Source organism: Bacillus daqingensis, from assembly GCF_042654445.1.
Taxonomy (GTDB): Bacteria; Bacillota; Bacilli; order Bacillales; family Salisediminibacteriaceae; genus Alkalicoccus; species Alkalicoccus luteus.
In genome coordinates, this window is record NZ_JBHSGK010000011.1 from 1 (window position 1) to 19,391 (window position 19,391).

Here is a 19,391-nt window from a genome sequence, read left to right on the forward strand (position 1 = left end):
AGAAGGAATTTACACGGTTAACTATATTTACATGATTGATCATGCAGGAAATAGCACTATTCAATATGCAAGAGACGTAGACTTTTTGCAAGGTTTAGATTTCGAAATTGTTTATCAAGAAGCTATCGAACCTTCCGTTACTCCACTAGATGATCAATTCATTTTAAATAGTACTTTATGGCAGAACGAGTATATTGATGGTGATCTTTACATTGGACCGGAAGCGGTATTATCGGTAATGGGTAATGTTCATGTTACCGGAGATGTTTACGTTTATGGAGCGTTGCAAAGCTATGGCGGGCTTCGAATTGACGGTACAATGTTTGCTCGCTCAGCACAGTATGGTGGTTCTTCGCCTTATTATAATGGCTCTGTTCATTTTTCGAGTGGAAGTAATTCCATATCCAGACAGGTTTTTAATAATTCGCGATGGAACCACCCGCTCGTTATTGATGAAGAGAATGTCTACCGAAAAGACGGGGATATCATCGTTGAAGGAGCGGCGGTGCCGGTATTTGATTTGTATGTAGGCAATCAGCAGGCTTCCTTTAATCAGGATGGTACGTTTGAACATGTTTATGAAAACAGTGATGCTGAATCGATCTCGATTCATACAATTGATGTGTTTGGATTTACTAACACGACCACGATGTCGGTAAGAGAGTATGGCCTCCCTGCATGGCCTGCTGAATCTGAGCTTGCAGTGAGTAATCTAACGGATTCATCGGTTACGGTCTCCTGGCCGGAAGCCATTGGAGATGAAACGCCGGCTGCGTACCAAGTGTTTGTAAACGGGGAGGAATTCACCCAAACATCGAACGACATACTCGAAGCTGAAATTAGCGGGCTTGAGCCGAATGTTACGTATACGATTGGTGTAAAAGCCGAGGGGACCGAAGGCTTGATGTCTTCAGAGCTGAAAAAGGAAATTACAACAGAAAAATCGGAAGAAATGTTGCAGTATGAAGCAGCAATAGAGGAAGCTGTTGCTGCTATTGATGCCCTGCCATCTCCAGAGGACTTAACGCTGAATGAAGATGAGGTTCTTACAGAAGCAAGAATGGCTGTAACGAAAGCCGAAGAACTTGGCGGATTTCCTGACTCGGAACGTTTGGAAAAGCTGCAGGCGCTGGAGCAAAAGCGAACGGAACTGCTCGAAGAAGCTGTGAAAGAAGCAGAACGGCAAAGTGCTATCGCCTCGGCTGAAGGGGCAATTAGTCAGCTTCCTTCCGTAGAGAATGTCACGCTTGACGATCAGGAAAGAGTTCGAGATGCCCGACGCTTCGTGGAAGCTGCAGTTGAAATTGGTGCAGATGCATCTCAAATTATGAAAATTGAAAAACTGGACGAACTGGAACAACGTTTGGTGGAACTGCAGCAGGAATACGAGGATGCTCAGGCAAAACAAGCAGCCTACGAAATTGCTCAGGAAGCAATCTATTCGTTGCCGTCTCTTGAAAACGTGAGCCTGGAGGATACGTCAGCTGTGGAAGCTGTGAGAAATCAAGTAGAAGATGCATTTAAGCTCGGTGTCACTCGTGAGGATTTCACTGATTATGAGCATCTGACAGCGGTGGAGAACAGGTTAACGGAGCTCGAAAAAGAAGCGTATGTAAATGAACTGACGGCTTCTGTTGAGACCGCTATTGATGGACTTCCAGAACTCCAGGATCTTGCTGTGGAGGATAAAGAAGCTTTGCAGGAAACAAGAGAAAAAGTGAACGAAGCTGTAGCAGAAGGTGTTTCGTTAAATACTATTTCTAATCTGGAGAAACTGACAGCCTTGGAAGAGCTGATGCTGGAATTAATCGCAGCAAAGGAGCTCGCAGAACAACAGGCTAACGTAATAGGCGAACTCGAACAAAAAATTAGCGAGATGCCTGACCTTGCCGATTTGACGCTTGCTGATGAAGAGCGAGTTGAAACGATTCGCGAGATGATTCGGGAGGCACTTGAGCTTGGAGTTGAAGAAGCAGAATTGCCGCTGCAGCAGGAGTGGACGGATCTGCAAAACCGCTTAGCAGAGCTTGAAGCCGAGGCTGCTGAAAAAACAGCGCTCATTGACACAGTGAATCAACAGATTGCTGCGCTGCCAGGGTTGGAGCAGCTGACTCTGGAAAATACTGACGCAGTGAAGACGGCTCGAGAGGCTGTGAACAACGCTTTAGAAGAAGGCGTTGCTATTGAAGAGATTGAACAGGCGGAACAATTGGAACAATTGGAAAATCGTATAGCGGAACTGAAAATGGAACAGGAAGAACGTAAAGCTCGTGAAGAATCGATAGAAGAAGCAAGAGCAAGCCTGGAGCAGCTCCCTTCTATTGAAGCTTTCAGCTTGGAATTTGAAGAGCAGATTCGTGAGACACGAGCCCAGGTGGAGGCTGCTATCGAGCTTGGAGCTGAGTTTAGCGAAAATGAGTTACTTGTATTGGAAGAATTAGAAGCATTGTTGGAGCAACAGCTGGAAGCTGAACGCCCATTGATGGAAGACGGGGACGAAAATGAAGATATTCGGGAACTGAAATTCCACTTAACTGCGCTTGGGTTCGGCAGCTTTCCTGTAGAACCTTCTATGAGATTTGGGCCGGTAACAGCTGGAGTCGTTCAGGAATTTCAGGAGTACTTCGGACTTCGTGCAGATGGAGTCGTCCGTCAGGAAACGGTGGACCTCCTGTACTCGATTCGTGGATCTATTTATAACGATGGCGGTGCAGCAGACGAGATTGTCACATTAAAAGAGATGCTGACGGAGCTTGGATTTGGTACATTCCCACAGAATCCTTCCAATCGTTACGGATCTGTCACGATGGGGGTTGTATCGGAATTTCAACAGGCAAACGATCTGCGCGTCAGCGGTATAGCAGACCCTGTTACACTTGCTGAATTAGAGCGGCAGTATGAGGAAGCTACGAGACCGCTTGATTTACCGTATCGAGATGGCCAGAGCGGTCGGGAGATAGTGGTGTTAAAAGAAAACCTTACGTCATTAGGGTTTGGCAGCTTCCCTCAGTCACCGTCTAATCGCTACGGTCCGGTAACGGCTGGAGTTGTAACGGATTTCCAACAGTATTTTGGGCTGACAGAGACTGGAGAAGCAGACGAGGAAACACTGGCTGTTTTAACAGAGGTACTTTCTTCTGTTTATACGGATGGCGGTGAAGCGGATGAGATTGTTACGTTGAAAGAGATGCTGACAGAATTAGGATTCGGAAGCTTTCCGCAAAATCCATCAAATCGTTATGGTCCGGTTACCATGCGTGTGGTATCGGATTTTCAGGAAGCAAATGGATTACGAGTAAGTGGTATTGCCGACCCGGTAACACTTGCAGAACTAGAGAAACAGTATGAAGAAGCGACTCGGCCGTTAGATCTTCCGTACCGGGATGGTCAAAGCGGCGATGAGATTGTATCGCTGAAAGAAGATTTAACAACGTTAGGATTCGGAAGCTTTCCGCAATCGCCATCGAACCGTTATGGTCCGGTGACAGCGGGAGTCGTATCAGATTTTCAGCAGTATTTCGGTCTTGACGTTACTGGAGAAGCAGATCAGGAAACATTAAATGAAATAATAAGCATCTTAACGTCTGTTTATATAGATGGAGGCGTTGCAGATGAAATAGTCACCTTAAAAGAGATGCTCACGGAAGCAGGGTTTGGAAGCTTCCCGCAAAATCCATCGAACCGGTACGGTCCGGTTACGATGCGAGTGGTATCAGATTTTCAGGAAACAAACGGGCTTCGCGTCAGCGGAATAGCTGATCCAGTAACACTCGCACTTTTGAATGATTTAACTAATTAATCGTATTTTGTAAGCACCTTTCTATCTTATGGATAGGAAGGTGCTTTTTTAAGATCTGTTCTCACTAAGTAGCAAGAGGATCTTCTCGTAACGAGTAAAACACGTCTCGTAAACGGGGGTACCGGTGAGAATAAGGGAGCTGAGTTGCGAATAGTGATGAAGATGAAAGCTTCGGAAGTGTCCGAAGCTTTCATTTTACAGGAAGGAGGTTTCTCGTAAAAGCAGGAAAGCACCTCGTAAAGAGCGAAAGCCTCCTCGTAAAAAGCAAATCGCACCTCGTAACGAGTAAAAACCGCCTCGTAAAGGGGGGTGCCGGTGCGAATAGCAGGGTTGAGCTGCGAATAGAGACATAGAGTCCGTACTAAAAAGGCGTACCGGAAGCTGGAATCGGGAATGGCAGTAAGAGATCTTTCAGGAGGTGCAGCATGACGACGATAGCAAAGCTGGTATTTGATTGTTTGCGTGATGCAGGGGTAACCACCGTGTTTGGTGTCCCTGGAGATTACAACTTCGCGCTGTATGACGAGCTGGAAACGAGAGAGGATATAAGGATGATCACGAACCGCAATGAGCTGAACGCCGGCTATGCGGCTGATGGCTATGCCCGCGTAAAAGGAGCCGGGGCGATATTGACGGCGTTTGGCGTAGGAGATTTAAGCGCAATGAACGCAACGGCCGGGGCCTTCAGTGAGCAGGTGCCAATTATTCACATTGCGGGTTCGCCGGACTCGGCGGCACATGAAGAAGGAAAGCTGGTTCATCATACGCTTATGAACGGAGATCTGGACGTGTTTCGGCGCATGCATGAAAACGTCACCGTGAGAGCGGTGCGTATTACAGAAGCGAATGCAGCGGAGGAAATTCCGCTCGCGGTTCAGCAGGCGGTGGAAAAACGGCTGCCCGTGTATATAGACATACCGCAGGATGTGGCAGAAGCGACAATTGAGCTGCCGGAGCCGCTGGCTGGTACAGAGCAGGAAGCCATCAACAGCGAATGGGCGGCGGATGCGATTTACAAGGCGCTCAGTGAAACCGATCGTGCCGTGCTGCTCGTTGATCTGCTGACGTCGCGCTACTTTCTTGAAGATGCGGTTATTGCCTTCAGCAGGCACTATCAGCTGCCGACAGCCCAATCGATGCAGGCGAAAAGTGCCTTTCCGGAGAGTGATCCGCAGTATATCGGTACGTATGGCGGCCAGTTTGGCGAAGAAGACGTCACGTCATTTATTGAAAAAGCTGAGGTGATTGTCACAGCAGGACTTCTATTGTCTGACTTTAATACGGCGAAATTCACCGCAGCGCTACCTGAGGAAAAACGCATTGATTTATATCACGACCACGTTGTGATATTTGGCGACATCATTGAAGAGGCACCAATAATTCGCGTACTGGAAGAGCTCATGAAAAAAGAAAAGCTCGCCTTCCATCAAAAGCCTCCGCAGCAAAAAGAGAAGCTGACGTTTACCGATGATGACCCGCTCCAAACCGACATCTACTATCAATTGTTAGCAGAAGCAATAAAATCAGGTGACGTCGTGTCGGTGGATACCGGAACACTCTCGTACGGCATGCCGTACGTTCCGCTGAACGGTAACGTCCGCATGATCGCACAAGGCTCTTGGCAAAGCATCGGCTATGCGCTTCCGGCTGCTCTAGGCGCCGCTGCTGCGGGAAGGGACGGGCACACGTGGTGCCTCATTGGCGACGGCGCGGCCCAGCTGACGATCCAGGAGCTGAGCACCTTTACGGCGGAGGATCTCGACGTCACCGTGATTCTGCTGAACAATAAAGGGTACACGGTCGAACGAAAGCTGCATCCGCCCCGGCCGGACGCAAGCTACAACGATATACCGGAGTGGGATTATGAGAAGCTCGTGCAAGGATTTGCGCCTGATTTTACGTATGCGAGCGTAAAAACAGCCGGTGATTTGCAGAAGGTGCTCCAGTCCGGTGAGAAAAAACGGTTCATTGAACTGATCGTGGAAGATTGGACAGATGCTCCTATGCATTTAAATAAATTAAATGAGACGCTACGTTCATAATTTTTTGTTAAGGAGAGGGCATCATGGGTCGCGTTTTAGTGATTGGAAGCATTAATGTCGATATGGTAACGGAAACGGATCGGATACCCGAACAGGGAGAGACGCTGATCGGCGGACGCTTTCGAACCGTTCCTGGCGGGAAAGGAGCGAATCAGGCCGTCGCTGCCGCTAAAGCTGGGGCGGACGTGACAATGATCGGCGCCGTCGGCGATGACAGCATCGGCAGCGACATGCTCGCGAATTTAAGGAAGGCTGGTATCGATACTTCCTGCGCTAAAATCGTACAAGAGGAGGCGACCGGAACGGCGGTGATTCTTCTGACAGAAGGCGATAATCGCATTATTGTGTCACCTGGTGCGAACGCATTACTCACATCTTCTTTCATCGCTTCGGTGGAGTCGGTGATTGCAGACAGTGATGTTGTATTGCTGCAGATCGAAATACCGCTTGAGACGGTAGTAGAAGCGGTTCATTTAGCACATAAACATGACGTGCCTGTTGTGCTCAATCCCGCGCCTGCCGCAGCGCTTCCGGCTGAGGTTTGGGAGAAAGCAACGTGGATCACGCCCAATGAGCGTGAGCAACAGCAGCTGTTCTTACATGGCGAATTCCGTGAAAAGCTTATTACCACGCTAGGGGCAAATGGTGTCGCTTATTGGGCGGACAATGAAGTGAAACAAGTGCCAGGTCATAAAGTTCAGGTGACAGATACAACTGGAGCAGGAGACACGTTCAACGGAGTGTTCGCATCGCTATTAGCAGAAGGAGCGACTTGCGAGCAAGCGGTCGCAATGGCAAATGCAGCTTCAGCGTTATCGGTACAGACCTTTGGCGCGCAGGGGGGAATGCCGGACCGGAAAACAATTGAAACATTTTTAGCTGCCAGAAGACCGGAGTAACTGCCGGTCTTTTTTAGTTGGCGTGAAAAACACAACAAATTACCTCTAATCATTGAAGAAAAGCAGTACTTTTTACCAATCGAGTGATAAACTAGAAGAAAACACCTTCTAGGAGTGGTTATGTGAAAAAAATTCTCCTGCTCTCAACGATTGCACTGCTTGCCGCCTGTCAGGAAACCGATACCGAATCCGCTGATGCAGAAACGAACGTGCAGGAGAACGAGCGTGAGGAAGAAAACGAGTCAGTGGAAGAGGAGCCTGAAGAAGCCGATCCTGCCGAGGAGCTGGACGGCGTTTGGTTCGATGAAGAAGAGGAGCTCTACGTTGTTGTTGATGCCATGGAGCAGACAGCTGTTTTAGCCAATGAATCGGATACAGTGGAAACGACGATCAAGTCATGGGACAGCAGTACGGTCGAGCTGGAAGATGCTGATCCGTTCTTTGAAGAGGAAGAAATCGATTGGGAAAGGAACGAAGAAATCCTCACGCTTCAGCAGGGCAGAACCGTCTATTTACTGGAGAAAGCGAGTCTGAGCAGCTACCTGTCCTTCCTTGACGAAGCGGAAGAGGAAAACGAAGCGGAGGAAGAAATAGATAATGAGCCTGAAAATAACAGCGAGCAGGAAGAAGTAAATGACGAAGAGAGCGAGCTGGAGGTCGAAGAGGACTCGGAGCCGGAGATCAACTGGACGACTTACACGAACGACCGCTTCGGGTTTTCGGTATCGTATCCTGCTGAATGGAATCCGGGAGAGGCACCGACAAATAACGATGGATTGACGCTGTATGAACAGAACGGCAATACCGTTACTGTCTATGCATCCTACGCTGCAGGGAGTTTTGCAGAAGGAGAAACGTCTTCTGTCACAATCCAATCCGGCGAAACCGCCGAACAAGCAGTGCTTCGTGAAGGGGCAAGCGTGACGTATACAGCCGAAGTAGTTGCGCATGATACTATGTATACCGTCTACGCGAATGTGTCAGACTCCTTCTATGCTGAAATCGAGCAGGTGCTGGAAGACATGACCCGTTCGATGGAAGTTTGGGGAGAAGAGACACCAGATACCAATGCATCTGAAGATATGGATATGGACATGGATTTAGATGGGACAGACGAAAATGAAGCCACTGTTATGGAGGCACGATTTGTGGATTACTCAGAATTTGCACCCAAAGATGTATTCAATGATTCTGTATTTCATAATGTGAAGATAGAAGACTACGGTACAGTAGCCACTTTTGAAGGTGACTATCCAGGAGAAATCTTTCCTGGAGAACCAGGCTTTATTGAAGCTACTTTCGAGTTAATTGATGGAAACGTCTATACAACTTTATTTTACAATGGTCATATGGTAACGAATGAAGAAGCTTATCATAATCTCATGCAATTCTTTTTATACTAATATGTTTTACTGTTGAGGAGCCACTATGAAACCAATTATAACTTCTTGGGCCCTCGTCCTTGCCTGGATGGGGCTTATCTTTTATTTTTCGCATCAGCCCGGAGATCGTTCCGGGGAAATGAGCAGCGGCGTGCTTCAGGCACTCACGGCACTACTTCCGTTTGAACCGAACGAAACGTTTCACTTTCTACTTCGTAAAGGTGCCCATTTCACCGTCTATGCGGTGCTCGGTATTTTGCTGCTGCGGGCTTTGAAGCTGCACGTTTCGGGTAAAAAGGCGGTTGCCTGGGCGCTGCTCATCAGCTGCTTATACGCTGTTTCAGATGAATACCATCAGACGTTTATTCCGGGACGATCTGGAGAGGTGGGAGACGTGCTGATTGATACTGCTGGAGCTGGGGTGGGTATTTTTCTCTATAACCTTATTAAAAAAATAACGACCCGTTCTTGAAGATACAGCCGTAATCTTGAGAGGCTGGAAAAAAATAACACTATTTCCATGCCCTCAGATTGCTGAGGGTGTCTTTTTTTATGTGAAAAGCTTAAAAACCTAGATATAATTAGTTAAAAGTCACAAAAAATCGCAATTACTCCCCAATGAATGATGAAAATGTAGTATATTGTGGATAGTCATTACCAATTTAATATGACTATAACAACCTGCTATCTTTATTCAATGGAGGATGCCATGATGCAAAAACGTACCGTACGAGAGCTTATGCAAGCAACTCGTTTACATAAAGCAACGCTTTACCGTTACATTAAAGAAGGGCTCATTACGCCTTACAATTTTCATACAGCTTCAGAAGATAAGGGGTACTTCTTTACGGAAGAAGAGTATCAGCGAGTGGTTACAGAATTTGCGAAGCCGCCGGGATATACTATCAAAGATCTAGCGTTACGGTTAGGCATGAGTCGCTCTGATATCATGAAACATTTGCAAGAAGGGACGCTGGAATCCTCTATATATCATTATCGTGGACAGGAACTTTACATTATTAGCGAAGAATCGCTTAAGTATTTTTTGAAGAAGAAGTGAATCAGCACCAAGCTGCTCCTTAAGGAGCAGCTTGGTGCTGATCTATTACTAATAGTCGATATCTTGACTCGCTGTTTCCGTTGTTTCCACCAGTTTTACGACTTTTAATTCATCTTGATCACGCTTTACTTCATACACAGAGTCAAACGTTTTTACCTTTAGTTCTTCAAAATCATAATCAATGGTGTATTCTTCTTCAGTATAAACTGTAATTGTATCTCCAGAGACATCATAGTTCTTGATCTCAATGCGATCAATGGACTGCATAATATTGCGATCATACAAACTCTCCATGTAAGTGAATGCTTCATCCTGATAGTCACTTCCGTCAGGATGAATGTAATCCTCTAAATCATAAAAATAACCGGTATTTACTGCATAAACGCTTTCGATAGTAAACCAATTCATTAAATCATAAATTTCATCATCCAGAGCCTCTAATTCCCGCTGTTCCTGTTCAGCTTCTAATTCTTTAACCGCTTCTTCTGAGCTGTTTAAAGTAAACGAAACTTCTTCTGTAAAGAAATCTCCGCCTCCATAGTAGTAATCGACCTGATCGAGGATCCAGTTATCGTTTATATATTCAAAAACGTAATACACACGATCTGTTTCCTCTTCGATCACAATGTCTCCATCATAATCCTCATAAGCTGAAACCCAGCTTTCATCGGCTTCAGCGGCGATATACCAACTTCCATGTTGAAAGAGTAAGTTGGATTCAGGGTAAAGCGTTACTTCTTCAAGCATAAGCGAGCCGCTTCCAGCGTTTCGATTATAATGAGCGCTAATTTCTGCTTCGACGCTTTCCAATATCGATTTTGCATCATTGCTTGAAAGGGCAAGATCAATATAGTGGTGGTTGCTGTCGTCGGCAAAAAAGTCCATCGAGCGCAGATCGCCGAAAGGGGAGGATGCTTCTACATATAATTCCTCGCCACCCTCCAGCAAAACAGGTCCGAACTCAACTTCATCTAAGCCGATTTCTGCGGCAGCTTCACCTTGATAGAAGAGCTCTGCTTCTTCGACATTGGTTTGAATATATAAATAGTCCAGGTGAAACGGCAGCATGAAGACGTCATCCTCGTAAAACAATTCGAGCATGTCTGTTCTCTCTACGTCACCGTGCTCGAGTTCCAGGGAAGCTGTGACATCGTAATAGCCGGGTGGATAATCGCCAAGCCAGTATTCATCTGTGCCTTGCGGAATCGCATCGATCTCCTCGTCATTCAGATAAAACACGACATCGTCGTAGTTTGTAGAAACGACCAGCGGGTACTCGTCTACTCGGAATGCATATGTATCATAAATGCCGAGTGTGCTTCCTGTTGTTTCCAGACTTAAGAACCGGAGATCCCATGGCGCTTCGTACCGGTTTGATGCAGTGGCGAAGTTTTCAGCTGAAACGAGACGAAGCTGATCCGACATAAAGGAGCTGAATTCTCTGCTTATATAGGGGCTACTGAATAACGGTTAATTTCTTGTGCCACAAGGATTTTGGACGTTTTTGTCGAAAAGAGATGCAAGGAAAAACCCGTCCGCGTTCAAAAATCCTTGCATCTGGAGGCGATGATCCATGTACAATCACTCGGAAAATCAGCTGTTACTGCCTGGTGACTTCTTTCTTCCTTTCGGAGGTTCCCTGAACCCGTATAACCGATGGGTTCATCTGGCCCAACTGATCCCATGGGGCCAAGCGGAAAGCATGTACAAACAGAAGCTGAAAGATGTCACGCAGGGAGCGCATGCCTATTCGGTCCGGATGGCGCTTGGGGCACTTGTTATCAAAGAACGGCTGGGAACAAGCGACCAGGAAACGGTCCAGCAGATCGCAGAAAACCCCTACCTGCAGTACTTTCTTGGTCTAGCGGAATACCAGGAGACCTGTCCATTTGATGTCTCTTCCCTCACGTATTTCCGACGTCGAATCGATGCGGACATGATCGCACAGGTGAATGAGTGGGTAGTGGAAGCCGCCTCTTCTTCCTCTGACGAGGAAGATCCTCCAGATGATGATCACGGCGGACCATCCGCAAACAGCCAGGAGGGAAGGGATCAAGACGCAGCCCCCTCCGATCGTCCTCAATATCATCAGGGGAAACTGCTCATGGATACGACCTGCACCCCGGCGGACATCGCCTACCCAACGGACCTGAAGCTTTTGAACAATGCCCGGGAGAAACTCGAAGCCATTATCGATACCATGCATGAAGAACGACCTGACGGAAGCGTCAAACCACGTACCTATCGAAACAAAGCGCGGAAACAGTATTTGGCAGTGGCAAAGAAGCGGCGGCCTGGGGCAAAGAAGCGTCGTAGCGCGATCCGCCAGCAGTTGCATCATGTTCGTCGGGACCTCGATCATGTAGCGGCGCTGGCGGAGGAAACGACCCTGATGCCGTTGTCCACCAAGCAGTACCGAGATCTCCTCGTTATCCAGGAGCTGTACCGCCAGCAGCAAACGATGTTTGTTTCCAAGCGGCGCCGTATTGATCATCGGATTGTCAGTATCGCACAGCCCCATGTCCGCCCTATGGTGCGCGGGAAAGCCCATGCAGCCGTGGAGTTCGGAGCAAAGATGTCCGTGGTCGTCACCAACGGATGGACCCACCTGGACCGACTGGAGTGGGATGCCTATCACGACGCGGAAGATCTCCCTCGAGCGGTGGAAGCGTATTACGATCGCCACGGCCATTACCCGGAGGCGGTGCTGGCTGATCAACTGTACCGAACGAGGGAGAACCGACGGTTCTGCCAGGAACGCAAGATCCGACTGAGCGGCCCCAAGCTCGGGCGTCCGTCGAAAGAAACCAAAGAAGCAGCAAACCATCAGGCCTATCAGGATGCGTGTGAGCGAAATGCCGTGGAAGGGAAATTCGGCGAGGGCAAGCGCAGCTACGGACTAGGTCGTATTCAAGCACGTCGTCAAGATACCAGCGAAACCGTCATCTCGCTGCAAATCTTAAACCTGAACCTGGCGAAGGCCCTACGGGACCTTCCTGCTTGGTGTGTCGTTATCCTTCGCAAGCGAATGAAAGACAGTCGATCCATGATGTTCCCCTTTCAACAGTTGTTTTTATTCAAAAAGCCAGTTATTCAGTAACCCCTATATAGGGATCATCGTTTATGTAGCCCAATAGATTTTCGACATACTCCGTTGTTAATGATCCGGAATCAGCGTGCAGATAGCTGGAGGCGGAGCCCGTATTGCCTGTCGCGACGGCTTCTTCAAAGTTAGCGATCATTCGTTCCGGAGACGTCCAGTGATTCATAGCAAGATGACCAGCTCCAATCAAAACTGTGGGAATAAGTAGAAGCGGGAGCCATTTTTTCGGTTTCTGTGGAGCAGGAGTTTCAGAGCTGCATGAGGGACAGGCACCATCCTTTAATTCTGATCCGCACGATGTACAAAAAGCCATAATAAAACCTCCTAATCGATTATTCATGAGACTATCATACCCTATAATGCATGATAGTAGTAGGATAATTATTTATATATTCCTGATTTATATGATAAAAGAATTGTTTATTTATGATATATACGTCATACTAAATGTAAAAAGGAGGATGAGCATATGAGCGTGCAGTATTGTTCATCATGTGGAGCTGCAGGAAGCTCCGAGAACCAGTTTTGTGGAGAGTGCGGGGTGCAGATGCAGCGGGCTTCCGGAGAATCGGCTGTGCAGCCGGCGGTGAAAGGGATTGTCGAACAAACATCGGCCAGAATCAACGGCCTCGTTGGAGAGGAAGGGAAGTTAGATCTAAACTTAAAAGATGTCTTTTCTTCTGTCTTTGAAAAGCATACAAAAGATGAAGCGGAGCTGCTTTTTATATCTGGTACGTCACGAACTACGCCTGCTCCAGCTGATATACAGACGTCCTGGCCAAAGCCATGGCTGTTCTCGAGAGTTTTCTTAGTGCTGGCTGCCGTGTACCTTCTTCTTTATGTAGCGGCGACCTCATTTGAAAGTGCGCTTGTGATTCCTGGCTTGATCGTGATGGGCTCTTTCGCAGTGCCTTTTTCCCTGCTCATCTTTTTCTGGGAAACAAATGCACCGCGCAATATAAGTATTTTCGAAGTCGTTCGAATGTTTTTTATTGGTGGTGTCGCTTCGATCGCCGCGTCCTTATTCTTATTTTCTATTTTTCCTATTGTCGAGCTGAACGTTCAGGGGGCAATTATGGTAGGGGTGATAGAAGAGGTCGGAAAGCTGTTAATTGCAGCTTATTTTATTAAGCAGCTGAAAGTGACATATATTTTAAACGGTCTTTTGATCGGGGCAGCGATCGGCGCAGGCTTCGCTGCGTTTGAATCAGCTGGCTATGCTTTTGCGCAGGGCATGGCGTATGGAGAAAGTGCCATGATCGCGAATATTTTTGACCGTGGCTGGATGGCCATCGGAGCGCATGTCACCTGGGCAGCGATCGCTGCAGGTGCACTCGTTTACGTGAAAAACCAGTCAGAACTGAACTCTTCTCATTTCCTGGATACCCGGTTTCTAAAGCTATTTGCAGTTCCAGTCATTCTTCATGCAGCCTGGAACAGCCCGTTCTTTGTACAGGCAGAATCGATGCTGCTCTATGTGGGCTTAATAGTAGTCGCCTGGATCTTTGTTTTCTCACTCATGAACGCCGGACTAAAACAAATCTCCCGTATGAATGAACACCGGGTTGTCACTGAATAGGAGGAACCGGATGGAAATCATCATGCTCTTCCCGTTCGTCGCCTTTGCCATCTTTATCGGGATGTTCTTAGGAAGCGGACCGGGGAAGCGGAACGGGCTGGCCGGCTGTGCACTCTTCGTCATGGTTGTTCTGACGCTTCTGTTCAGTTTTGTCATGATGCTTGGAAGATAACGAACGGCACCCTGTTAACTGCAGGGTGTTTTTTGGTGTCATTCATAATTACTTTAATACCATTGTGGTATACCAATTAGAAATATTGGTATACCGACTTGAGGTAAGTTGAGTAATTCTGAAAAAGAAAAATAAAATAATTACACGACTTAATGAAGATAAAACTCTTTTATATCAATGGTTTATTGATATTTGACTAGAGATATTAGAAAATTCTGTGTTGACAAAAAATATGACATCGTGCAGAATAGCAATCAAATGGTATACAAAATGTATACAACGAAGGAGGAGTTATAAATGAAATCTGCTGCGAAACTATCTATTCTTGGTGCTCTTTCAACTGCCGTCATTCTTTCAGCCTGTGGAAACGAAAATACCGATGATGCAAATGCTGGTGAAGCAGAGGCCAGTAACTTTCCGGAAGAAGATATTTCGTTTATTGTTCATACGAGTGCTGGGGGGCCAGCGGATCTAATGACAAGAGAATTGGCTGGGGCTATTGAAGAAGTGATTGATTACAACGTTGTAGTTGAAAACCAGCCGGGCGGAAGCGGTGCGACACAAATGAATGCGCTTACAAGTGCAGATCCGGATGGTTATACCCTTGGTACCATGACTCCTTCGCAAATCGGGTTGATAAATGGCACGCTTGATGATCAGTTCGATATTGATGATTTCACATGGATGACACGGTCTCAGATTGATCCCTACGTATTAGTGGTACACGATGATAGTCCGTATGAAACACTTGAGGACTTCGTTTCAGATGCTCAAGACAATCCTGGGCAAATCACTGTCGGTGGCTATGGTGCACAGGGATCAGGTCATAATATTGCTTTCAACATCTTTTCTGAAAGCGCTGACATTGACGGAAACTGGACTCCGTTTGAATCAACTGGAGATGCTGTAACTGCAGTTTTAGGGCAGCATATTGATGTAGCAAACTCTAACCCTGGAGCGGTAGGAGAATATGTGGAAAGTGGTGACCTTAGAATTCTCGGTGTTATGTCAGACGAGCGCCTGGAAGCTTTTCCGGATATCCCTACTTATGAAGAAGAGGGATATGAAGTAGATACAGACTGGCAGCAGTTCCGTGGTATTTATGGCCCGCCAGGTATGCCTGATGATGTAAAAGAAGCTTGGAGCGACATTTTCCTTGAAGCAATGGAAACAGATCGTTATCAGGAGTATATGGAAAATGCCTTTATGGTGGAAGGGGCGCTGTCACAGAGCGATACAGAAGACTACATTATGTCAGTGCATGAACTGACTCAGCATTGGTACAACGAAATAGGCTTTGAAGATTAACTTTATGTAAGGGGGAAAACGTATGCTAACTGCCAGATCTTATCTAGCAGATATGATCATTGCAGCTGTAATGATTGTACTTTCCATTTGGTTTTTTATTCTTTCTTTACAGCTTCCGCTTAATTTTGGAGGAGGTGATTTTGGAGCAGCTGCTTTTCCCCTGCTGGTTACCATCTTAGCTTTCTTCTTATCGGTTATGCTGCTCATTTCAGCTTGGAAGAAACGAGCAGAGGATGTAAATGACAAAATTGAATTTAAGCAGCCACTGAAGCTTATTTCTGTAGCGGGCACGCTTATTCTCTATATTCTGTTAATCCCGATCATCGGATATTACATCTCATCGGCTATCTTTTTTCCGCTTCTTCTGCTGCTGGCAAAAGAGCGGAATTGGATCAAAATTGTTTTCGTCACGGCAGGATTCCTTTTGTTCTCTTGGGGAGCATTCGATTTAGCATTAGGTGTACCACTACCGTAGGGGGATCACAACATGGTTGAGAATCTGTTAATGGGCTTTCAGGAACTACTTACGATCGAAATAATGCTTATCATCATCATGGGAACAATTATCGGTTATTTTGTGGGCTCTCTGCCTGGTTTGACCCCTAGTATCGGTATTGCGCTGCTTATTCCGTTTACGTTTACGATGGATCCGATACCGGGACTGATTCTGCTCATCACGCTTTACGTGGCGGCAGAGTATGGCGGCGGAATAACGGCAATCTTATTGAATGCTCCGGGCACCCCTGCTGCAGCTGCAACAGCATTTGATGGGTATCCGATGACCAAACAGGGAGAAGCTGGTAAAGCGCTCACGATTTCAATTGTAGCTTCGGCGATCGGCGCGCTTATCAGTGCGATCCTATTGATCTTTACAGCAGTACCTGTAGCCGGTTTTGCCTTACAGTTTGGACCTGCAGAATATTTTGCTTTAGCTATTTTCGGACTCAGTCTTGTGAGCAGTTTATCGCAGGGCTCGATGCTAAAGAGCTTAATCGCAATGCTCTTCGGCTTGTTGATCATCACAATCGGGATTGATCCCGTCGATGGAGTCGTACGATTTGCATTTACGAATAATCTGTTGGAAGGCGTTCCGTTTCTTCCTGCTTTAATTGGGTTGTTCGCTTTATCTGAAGTGTTTTATATGCTTGAAGATTCAACGGATAAAAAGAAAGAAATGAAAAAAATAAAAGGTTTTGAAGGTGCATTTCCAGCATTAAATAAAATCAAGAAAACATTAATTAAAGCTCCAATTCTGGGCTATATCATAGGTGTCATCCCAGGAGCAGGAACGACTATTGCATCATTAATCAGCTACAATGAAGCTAAAAGAACGTCCAAAGATAAAGAGAGCTTCGGAAAAGGAAATCCGGAAGGCATCGCCGCTTCAGAAGGGGCAAACAACGCTGCCGTTCCCGGATCGCTTGGACCGCTGCTCGCACTCGGGATACCAGGTTCAGCAAGTGCCGCTATCTTAATCGGTGCTTTAACGATTCAGGGTCTGGAGCCGGGACCGATGCTTTTCACGAGAAGTCCTGAAGTGCCTTATTCCATTTTCGCTTCTCTGCTGCTTACGGCACCATTAATGTTAGCTGTAGGACTGCTTGGAGTGAATATGTGGGTACGTGTCACGCTTATTCCTAAAAATGTACTGGCTATCATCGTCGGCTCCATTTGTATATTAGGTGCCTACGCGTATAGCAATTCCATGTATCCGGTATGGATTATGTTAATATTTGGTGTAATAGGCTATTTGTTTAGAAAAGCCAGCATTCCGACAACGCCAATTGTACTGGCTATGGTATTAGGCTTCTTAATGGAAGTAAACTTCCGACGGGCGATGGTTGTGTCCGGAGGAGATGTATGGTTTATCTTTACACAGCCAATTGCCATTATCTTAATTGTATTAGCTGCACTAAGTTTATTTGTACCGATGATTAAGCAGTTTAAAGAAAGCAGGCGAACCGCTTAATGGCTTCGTAACGAAAGGATGATAGAAATGCCGACAGACCATACTTCAGCAAAAAATGGACCAGTATTTCAACAAATCTGGAACTTAATCATTACTGGCGAAATTAAATCCGGACAGCTGTTAACGGAAAGAACACTGGCTGAATCGCTTGGAGTCAGCCGAACGCCAATAAGAGAGAGTCTCCGTAAACTTGAAAAGTACGGTTTAGTCAGGCATGAACCCCATAAAGGTGTTCGGGTTGTATCTGTAGACAGAGAATCTGTACGCCAGCTTTACGAAGTGCGGGAGCTGCTCGAAGGACTTGCAGCTGCAACGTTAGCCAAAAAAATTCAGGATATTGATATTTCTTCCATGGAAACGCTGCTGTACAAGGCTGAGAAAGCAGCTGAAGAAAATGATATAAAAAGACTGTCGCAAATCAACGCCGGATTTCATTATGAGCTGGCAAAGAAATCTGGAAATATGTATTTAGAAGATATAATGAGCACCCTGCAGTCTCATATCAGTTTAGTGATGTCAAAATCGCTGTCCCTAACTGGGAGACCGCAGGAAAATATCGCTGAACACTGGATGATCCTTCAGGCGATTAAGCAAGGTGATCCTAGTTTGGCAGAATCCATCACAAAATACCACGTCCGCAAGGCAATGGAAAAAGCGTTGAAAAAGATTGATGCCGCGGAACGGGAGGAGACATAATATGATAAGCAACCAGGTAGACACAGCTGTAACAAAAGAGCTTGCTGTAAACATTCTTCGCACAAAGCTATCAGATATTCCGGAAGAGGTAAAGGAGCATGGCAAAAAAAGCATGCTTAACTGGCTGGGAGTAGCAGTCGGGGCCTCGCGGCATGAATCAGTAGAGATCGTACTTGGATTGAATGAAGAACTTTCCTGGAATGAAGACGTAACAATACTCGGCAGGAGTGAGAAAGCAGATTTACTGAACGCTGTACTTATTAATGGCATGTCCTCGCACATTTTTGACTTTGATGACACGCACCTTGATACGATTCATCATCCGAGCGGACCGGTAGCACCTGTTGTCTTTGCGCTTGGTGAAAAGTACGACGTGGATATGGACACCCTCCTTCTAGCGTTTATTCTCGGCTGTGAGGTAGAACTTCGAATCAGCAACGCCGTATACCCGAGTCATTATGACCTGGGGTGGCATATCACGAGCACTGCCGGTGTCTTTGGAGCGGCAACTGCTGCAGCGATCATCCTGGATCTCGATGAAGAAACGCTGCTGAACAGCCTTGGCTTGGCCGGCACGCAAGCGAGTGGGCTGCGTGAAATGTTTGGCACGATGACAAAACCATTTCATCCTGGTAAAGCTGCTCAAAATGGACTGTTAGCAGCATTGTTAGCTAAAAAAGGATTTACCAGCTCCAAGCAGGTTCTCGATGCCAAGCGCGGCTTTGCCAACGTACTGGCTCCTGAACATAATCTGGAGGAAGTCAATATGAAATGGGGCGAGCAGTGGGAACTTCTAAAGAACAGCTTTAAACCTTATGCTTGCGGAATTGTGCTTCATCCATCAATTGACAGCTGTATTGCGCTTGGAAAAGAATATAACGCGGACGACGTTGAGAAGATTGAAATCACCGTCAATCCTTACGTGCTTGAACTGACCGGTAAAAAGACACCGAAAACCGGACTGGAAGGGAAGTTCAGTATTTATCACTCTGGAACAGTAGGCTTTCTTTACGGAAAAGCAGGCGAAGAAGAGTATGGGGATGATGTCGTAAACTCGGAAGCAGTTCTAACATTCAGAGAGAAAATTGTGCCGAATGTTGACGATTCGTTCAGGGAAGATGAAGCAGTTGCAGTCGTGACGCTGAAAGATGGTACACAGAAGGAACATCGGGTCAAGCATGCCACTGGAAGTGTGGATAATCCGATGACACAAGCAGATCTGGAAGAAAAGTTTCGTAATTTAACGATTCCTGTCATTGGAGAAGCTAAGACAGAAAGCTTAATCTCCAATATGATGGAATGGGAGGAACATCGAAGCCTTGCTCCGATCCTTGAGAAAGCTCGATAAATACAAATAGCTTTTTACTGAAAAATATAAGGGA

At 46.5% G+C, this 19,391-nt stretch carries 16 protein-coding genes; 14 read left to right on the plus strand and 2 right to left on the minus strand.

The window, feature by feature from the left end:
• The 6 genes from ACFO4L_RS09710 to ACFO4L_RS09735 form a co-directional block, all read left to right on the plus strand.
• Window positions 1–3,799, plus strand: a 3,799-nt coding sequence (locus tag ACFO4L_RS09710) for a peptidoglycan-binding protein (protein ID WP_377909475.1), incomplete at its 5' end; no start/stop codon positions are given.
• A 425-nt stretch (window positions 3,800–4,224) separates the two neighbouring features.
• The gene (locus ACFO4L_RS09715) at window positions 4,225–5,841 is read left to right on the plus strand and encodes an alpha-keto acid decarboxylase family protein (protein ID WP_377909476.1); all 1,617 of its coding nucleotides are present in this window, start codon (window positions 4,225–4,227) and stop codon (window positions 5,839–5,841) included.
• A 23-nt stretch (window positions 5,842–5,864) separates the two neighbouring features.
• Complete coding sequence (rbsK, locus tag ACFO4L_RS09720) at window positions 5,865–6,740, plus strand: ribokinase (protein WP_377909477.1); 876 nt, start codon at window positions 5,865–5,867, stop codon at window positions 6,738–6,740.
• 122 nt (window positions 6,741–6,862) lie between these two features.
• A complete protein-coding gene (locus tag ACFO4L_RS09725; RefSeq protein ID WP_377909478.1) occupies window positions 6,863–8,143 on the plus strand; it encodes a hypothetical protein in 1,281 nt (426 codons plus the stop codon).
• Between the two features lie 25 nt (window positions 8,144–8,168).
• Window positions 8,169–8,594 (plus strand): VanZ family protein, encoded by a 426-nt coding sequence (locus ACFO4L_RS09730; protein ID WP_377909479.1) that lies wholly within the window; start codon window positions 8,169–8,171, stop codon window positions 8,592–8,594.
• A gap of 240 nt (window positions 8,595–8,834) precedes the next feature.
• Window positions 8,835–9,182, plus strand: coding sequence for a hypothetical protein (locus ACFO4L_RS09735; RefSeq protein ID WP_377909480.1), 348 nt, complete (start codon window positions 8,835–8,837; stop codon window positions 9,180–9,182).
• A 48-nt stretch (window positions 9,183–9,230) separates the two neighbouring features.
• On the opposite strand, the gene ACFO4L_RS09740 is transcribed toward ACFO4L_RS09735, so the two are convergent.
• Complete coding sequence (locus ACFO4L_RS09740; protein WP_377909481.1) at window positions 9,231–10,607, minus strand: TcaA NTF2-like domain-containing protein; 1,377 nt, start codon at window positions 10,605–10,607, stop codon at window positions 9,231–9,233.
• 148 nt (window positions 10,608–10,755) lie between these two features.
• Here ACFO4L_RS09740 and ACFO4L_RS09745 point away from each other — a divergent pair, with 148 nt between their 5' ends.
• Window positions 10,756–12,282 (plus strand): IS5 family transposase, encoded by a 1,527-nt coding sequence (locus tag ACFO4L_RS09745; protein WP_377909482.1) that lies wholly within the window; start codon window positions 10,756–10,758, stop codon window positions 12,280–12,282.
• On the opposite strand, the gene ACFO4L_RS09750 is transcribed toward ACFO4L_RS09745, so the two are convergent.
• Window positions 12,272–12,451, minus strand: coding sequence for a hypothetical protein (locus tag ACFO4L_RS09750; protein WP_377909483.1), 180 nt, complete (start codon window positions 12,449–12,451; stop codon window positions 12,272–12,274). The two genes, ACFO4L_RS09745 and ACFO4L_RS09750, sit on opposite strands and share 11 nt — an antisense overlap.
• A gap of 303 nt (window positions 12,452–12,754) precedes the next feature.
• Between ACFO4L_RS09750 and ACFO4L_RS09755 the strand changes: the two genes are divergently transcribed.
• The 7 genes from ACFO4L_RS09755 (at window position 12,755) to ACFO4L_RS09785 (ending at window position 19,357) form a co-directional block, all read left to right on the plus strand.
• Window positions 12,755–13,864 carry a PrsW family glutamic-type intramembrane protease gene (locus ACFO4L_RS09755; RefSeq protein WP_377909484.1) on the plus strand — a complete coding sequence of 370 codons (1,110 nt, stop codon included), beginning with the start codon at window positions 12,755–12,757 and terminating at the stop codon, window positions 13,862–13,864.
• A 10-nt stretch (window positions 13,865–13,874) separates the two neighbouring features.
• Window positions 13,875–14,036: a hypothetical protein gene (locus tag ACFO4L_RS09760; RefSeq protein WP_377909485.1), complete on the plus strand. Its 162-nt coding sequence runs from the start codon at window positions 13,875–13,877 to the stop codon at window positions 14,034–14,036.
• A gap of 297 nt (window positions 14,037–14,333) precedes the next feature.
• Window positions 14,334–15,344, plus strand: coding sequence for a Bug family tripartite tricarboxylate transporter substrate binding protein (locus ACFO4L_RS09765; RefSeq protein WP_377909486.1), 1,011 nt, complete (start codon window positions 14,334–14,336; stop codon window positions 15,342–15,344).
• A gap of 22 nt (window positions 15,345–15,366) precedes the next feature.
• Window positions 15,367–15,819: a tripartite tricarboxylate transporter TctB family protein gene (locus tag ACFO4L_RS09770; protein WP_377909487.1), complete on the plus strand. Its 453-nt coding sequence runs from the start codon at window positions 15,367–15,369 to the stop codon at window positions 15,817–15,819.
• A gap of 12 nt (window positions 15,820–15,831) precedes the next feature.
• Complete coding sequence (locus tag ACFO4L_RS09775; RefSeq protein WP_377909488.1) at window positions 15,832–17,313, plus strand: tripartite tricarboxylate transporter permease; 1,482 nt, start codon at window positions 15,832–15,834, stop codon at window positions 17,311–17,313.
• Window positions 17,314–17,340: 27 nt separating this feature from the next.
• Entirely contained in the window at window positions 17,341–18,009 is a 669-nt protein-coding gene (locus ACFO4L_RS09780; RefSeq protein WP_377909489.1) for a GntR family transcriptional regulator, read from the plus strand.
• 1 nt (window position 18,010) lies between these two features.
• Window positions 18,011–19,357 (plus strand): MmgE/PrpD family protein, encoded by a 1,347-nt coding sequence (locus ACFO4L_RS09785; RefSeq protein WP_377909490.1) that lies wholly within the window; start codon window positions 18,011–18,013, stop codon window positions 19,355–19,357.
• The last annotated feature ends 34 nt before the right edge of the window (window positions 19,358–19,391 follow it).

What these genes read in the sequence shown, in the direction of transcription:
- ACFO4L_RS09735 (WP_377909480.1), top strand. Translation starts at nt 8,835, where the DNA reads ATGCAAAAACGTACCGTACGAGAGCTTATGCAAGCAACTCGTTTACAT.
- ACFO4L_RS09785 (WP_377909490.1), top strand. Translation starts at nt 18,011, where the DNA reads ATGATAAGCAACCAGGTAGACACAGCTGTAACAAAAGAGCTTGCTGTA.
- ACFO4L_RS09770 (WP_377909487.1), top strand. Translation starts at nt 15,367, where the DNA reads ATGCTAACTGCCAGATCTTATCTAGCAGATATGATCATTGCAGCTGTA.
- rbsK (WP_377909477.1), top strand. Translation starts at nt 5,865, where the DNA reads ATGGGTCGCGTTTTAGTGATTGGAAGCATTAATGTCGATATGGTAACG.
- ACFO4L_RS09745 (WP_377909482.1), top strand. Translation starts at nt 10,756, where the DNA reads ATGTACAATCACTCGGAAAATCAGCTGTTACTGCCTGGTGACTTCTTT.
- ACFO4L_RS09750 (WP_377909483.1), bottom strand. Translation starts at nt 12,451, where the DNA reads ATGAATCACTGGACGTCTCCGGAACGAATGATCGCTAACTTTGAAGAA.
- ACFO4L_RS09780 (WP_377909489.1), top strand. Translation starts at nt 17,341, where the DNA reads ATGCCGACAGACCATACTTCAGCAAAAAATGGACCAGTATTTCAACAA.
- ACFO4L_RS09715 (WP_377909476.1), top strand. Translation starts at nt 4,225, where the DNA reads ATGACGACGATAGCAAAGCTGGTATTTGATTGTTTGCGTGATGCAGGG.
- ACFO4L_RS09730 (WP_377909479.1), top strand. Translation starts at nt 8,169, where the DNA reads ATGAAACCAATTATAACTTCTTGGGCCCTCGTCCTTGCCTGGATGGGG.
- ACFO4L_RS09740 (WP_377909481.1), bottom strand. Translation starts at nt 10,607, where the DNA reads ATGTCGGATCAGCTTCGTCTCGTTTCAGCTGAAAACTTCGCCACTGCA.
- ACFO4L_RS09765 (WP_377909486.1), top strand. Translation starts at nt 14,334, where the DNA reads ATGAAATCTGCTGCGAAACTATCTATTCTTGGTGCTCTTTCAACTGCC.
- ACFO4L_RS09775 (WP_377909488.1), top strand. Translation starts at nt 15,832, where the DNA reads ATGGTTGAGAATCTGTTAATGGGCTTTCAGGAACTACTTACGATCGAA.
- ACFO4L_RS09760 (WP_377909485.1), top strand. Translation starts at nt 13,875, where the DNA reads ATGGAAATCATCATGCTCTTCCCGTTCGTCGCCTTTGCCATCTTTATC.
- ACFO4L_RS09755 (WP_377909484.1), top strand. Translation starts at nt 12,755, where the DNA reads ATGAGCGTGCAGTATTGTTCATCATGTGGAGCTGCAGGAAGCTCCGAG.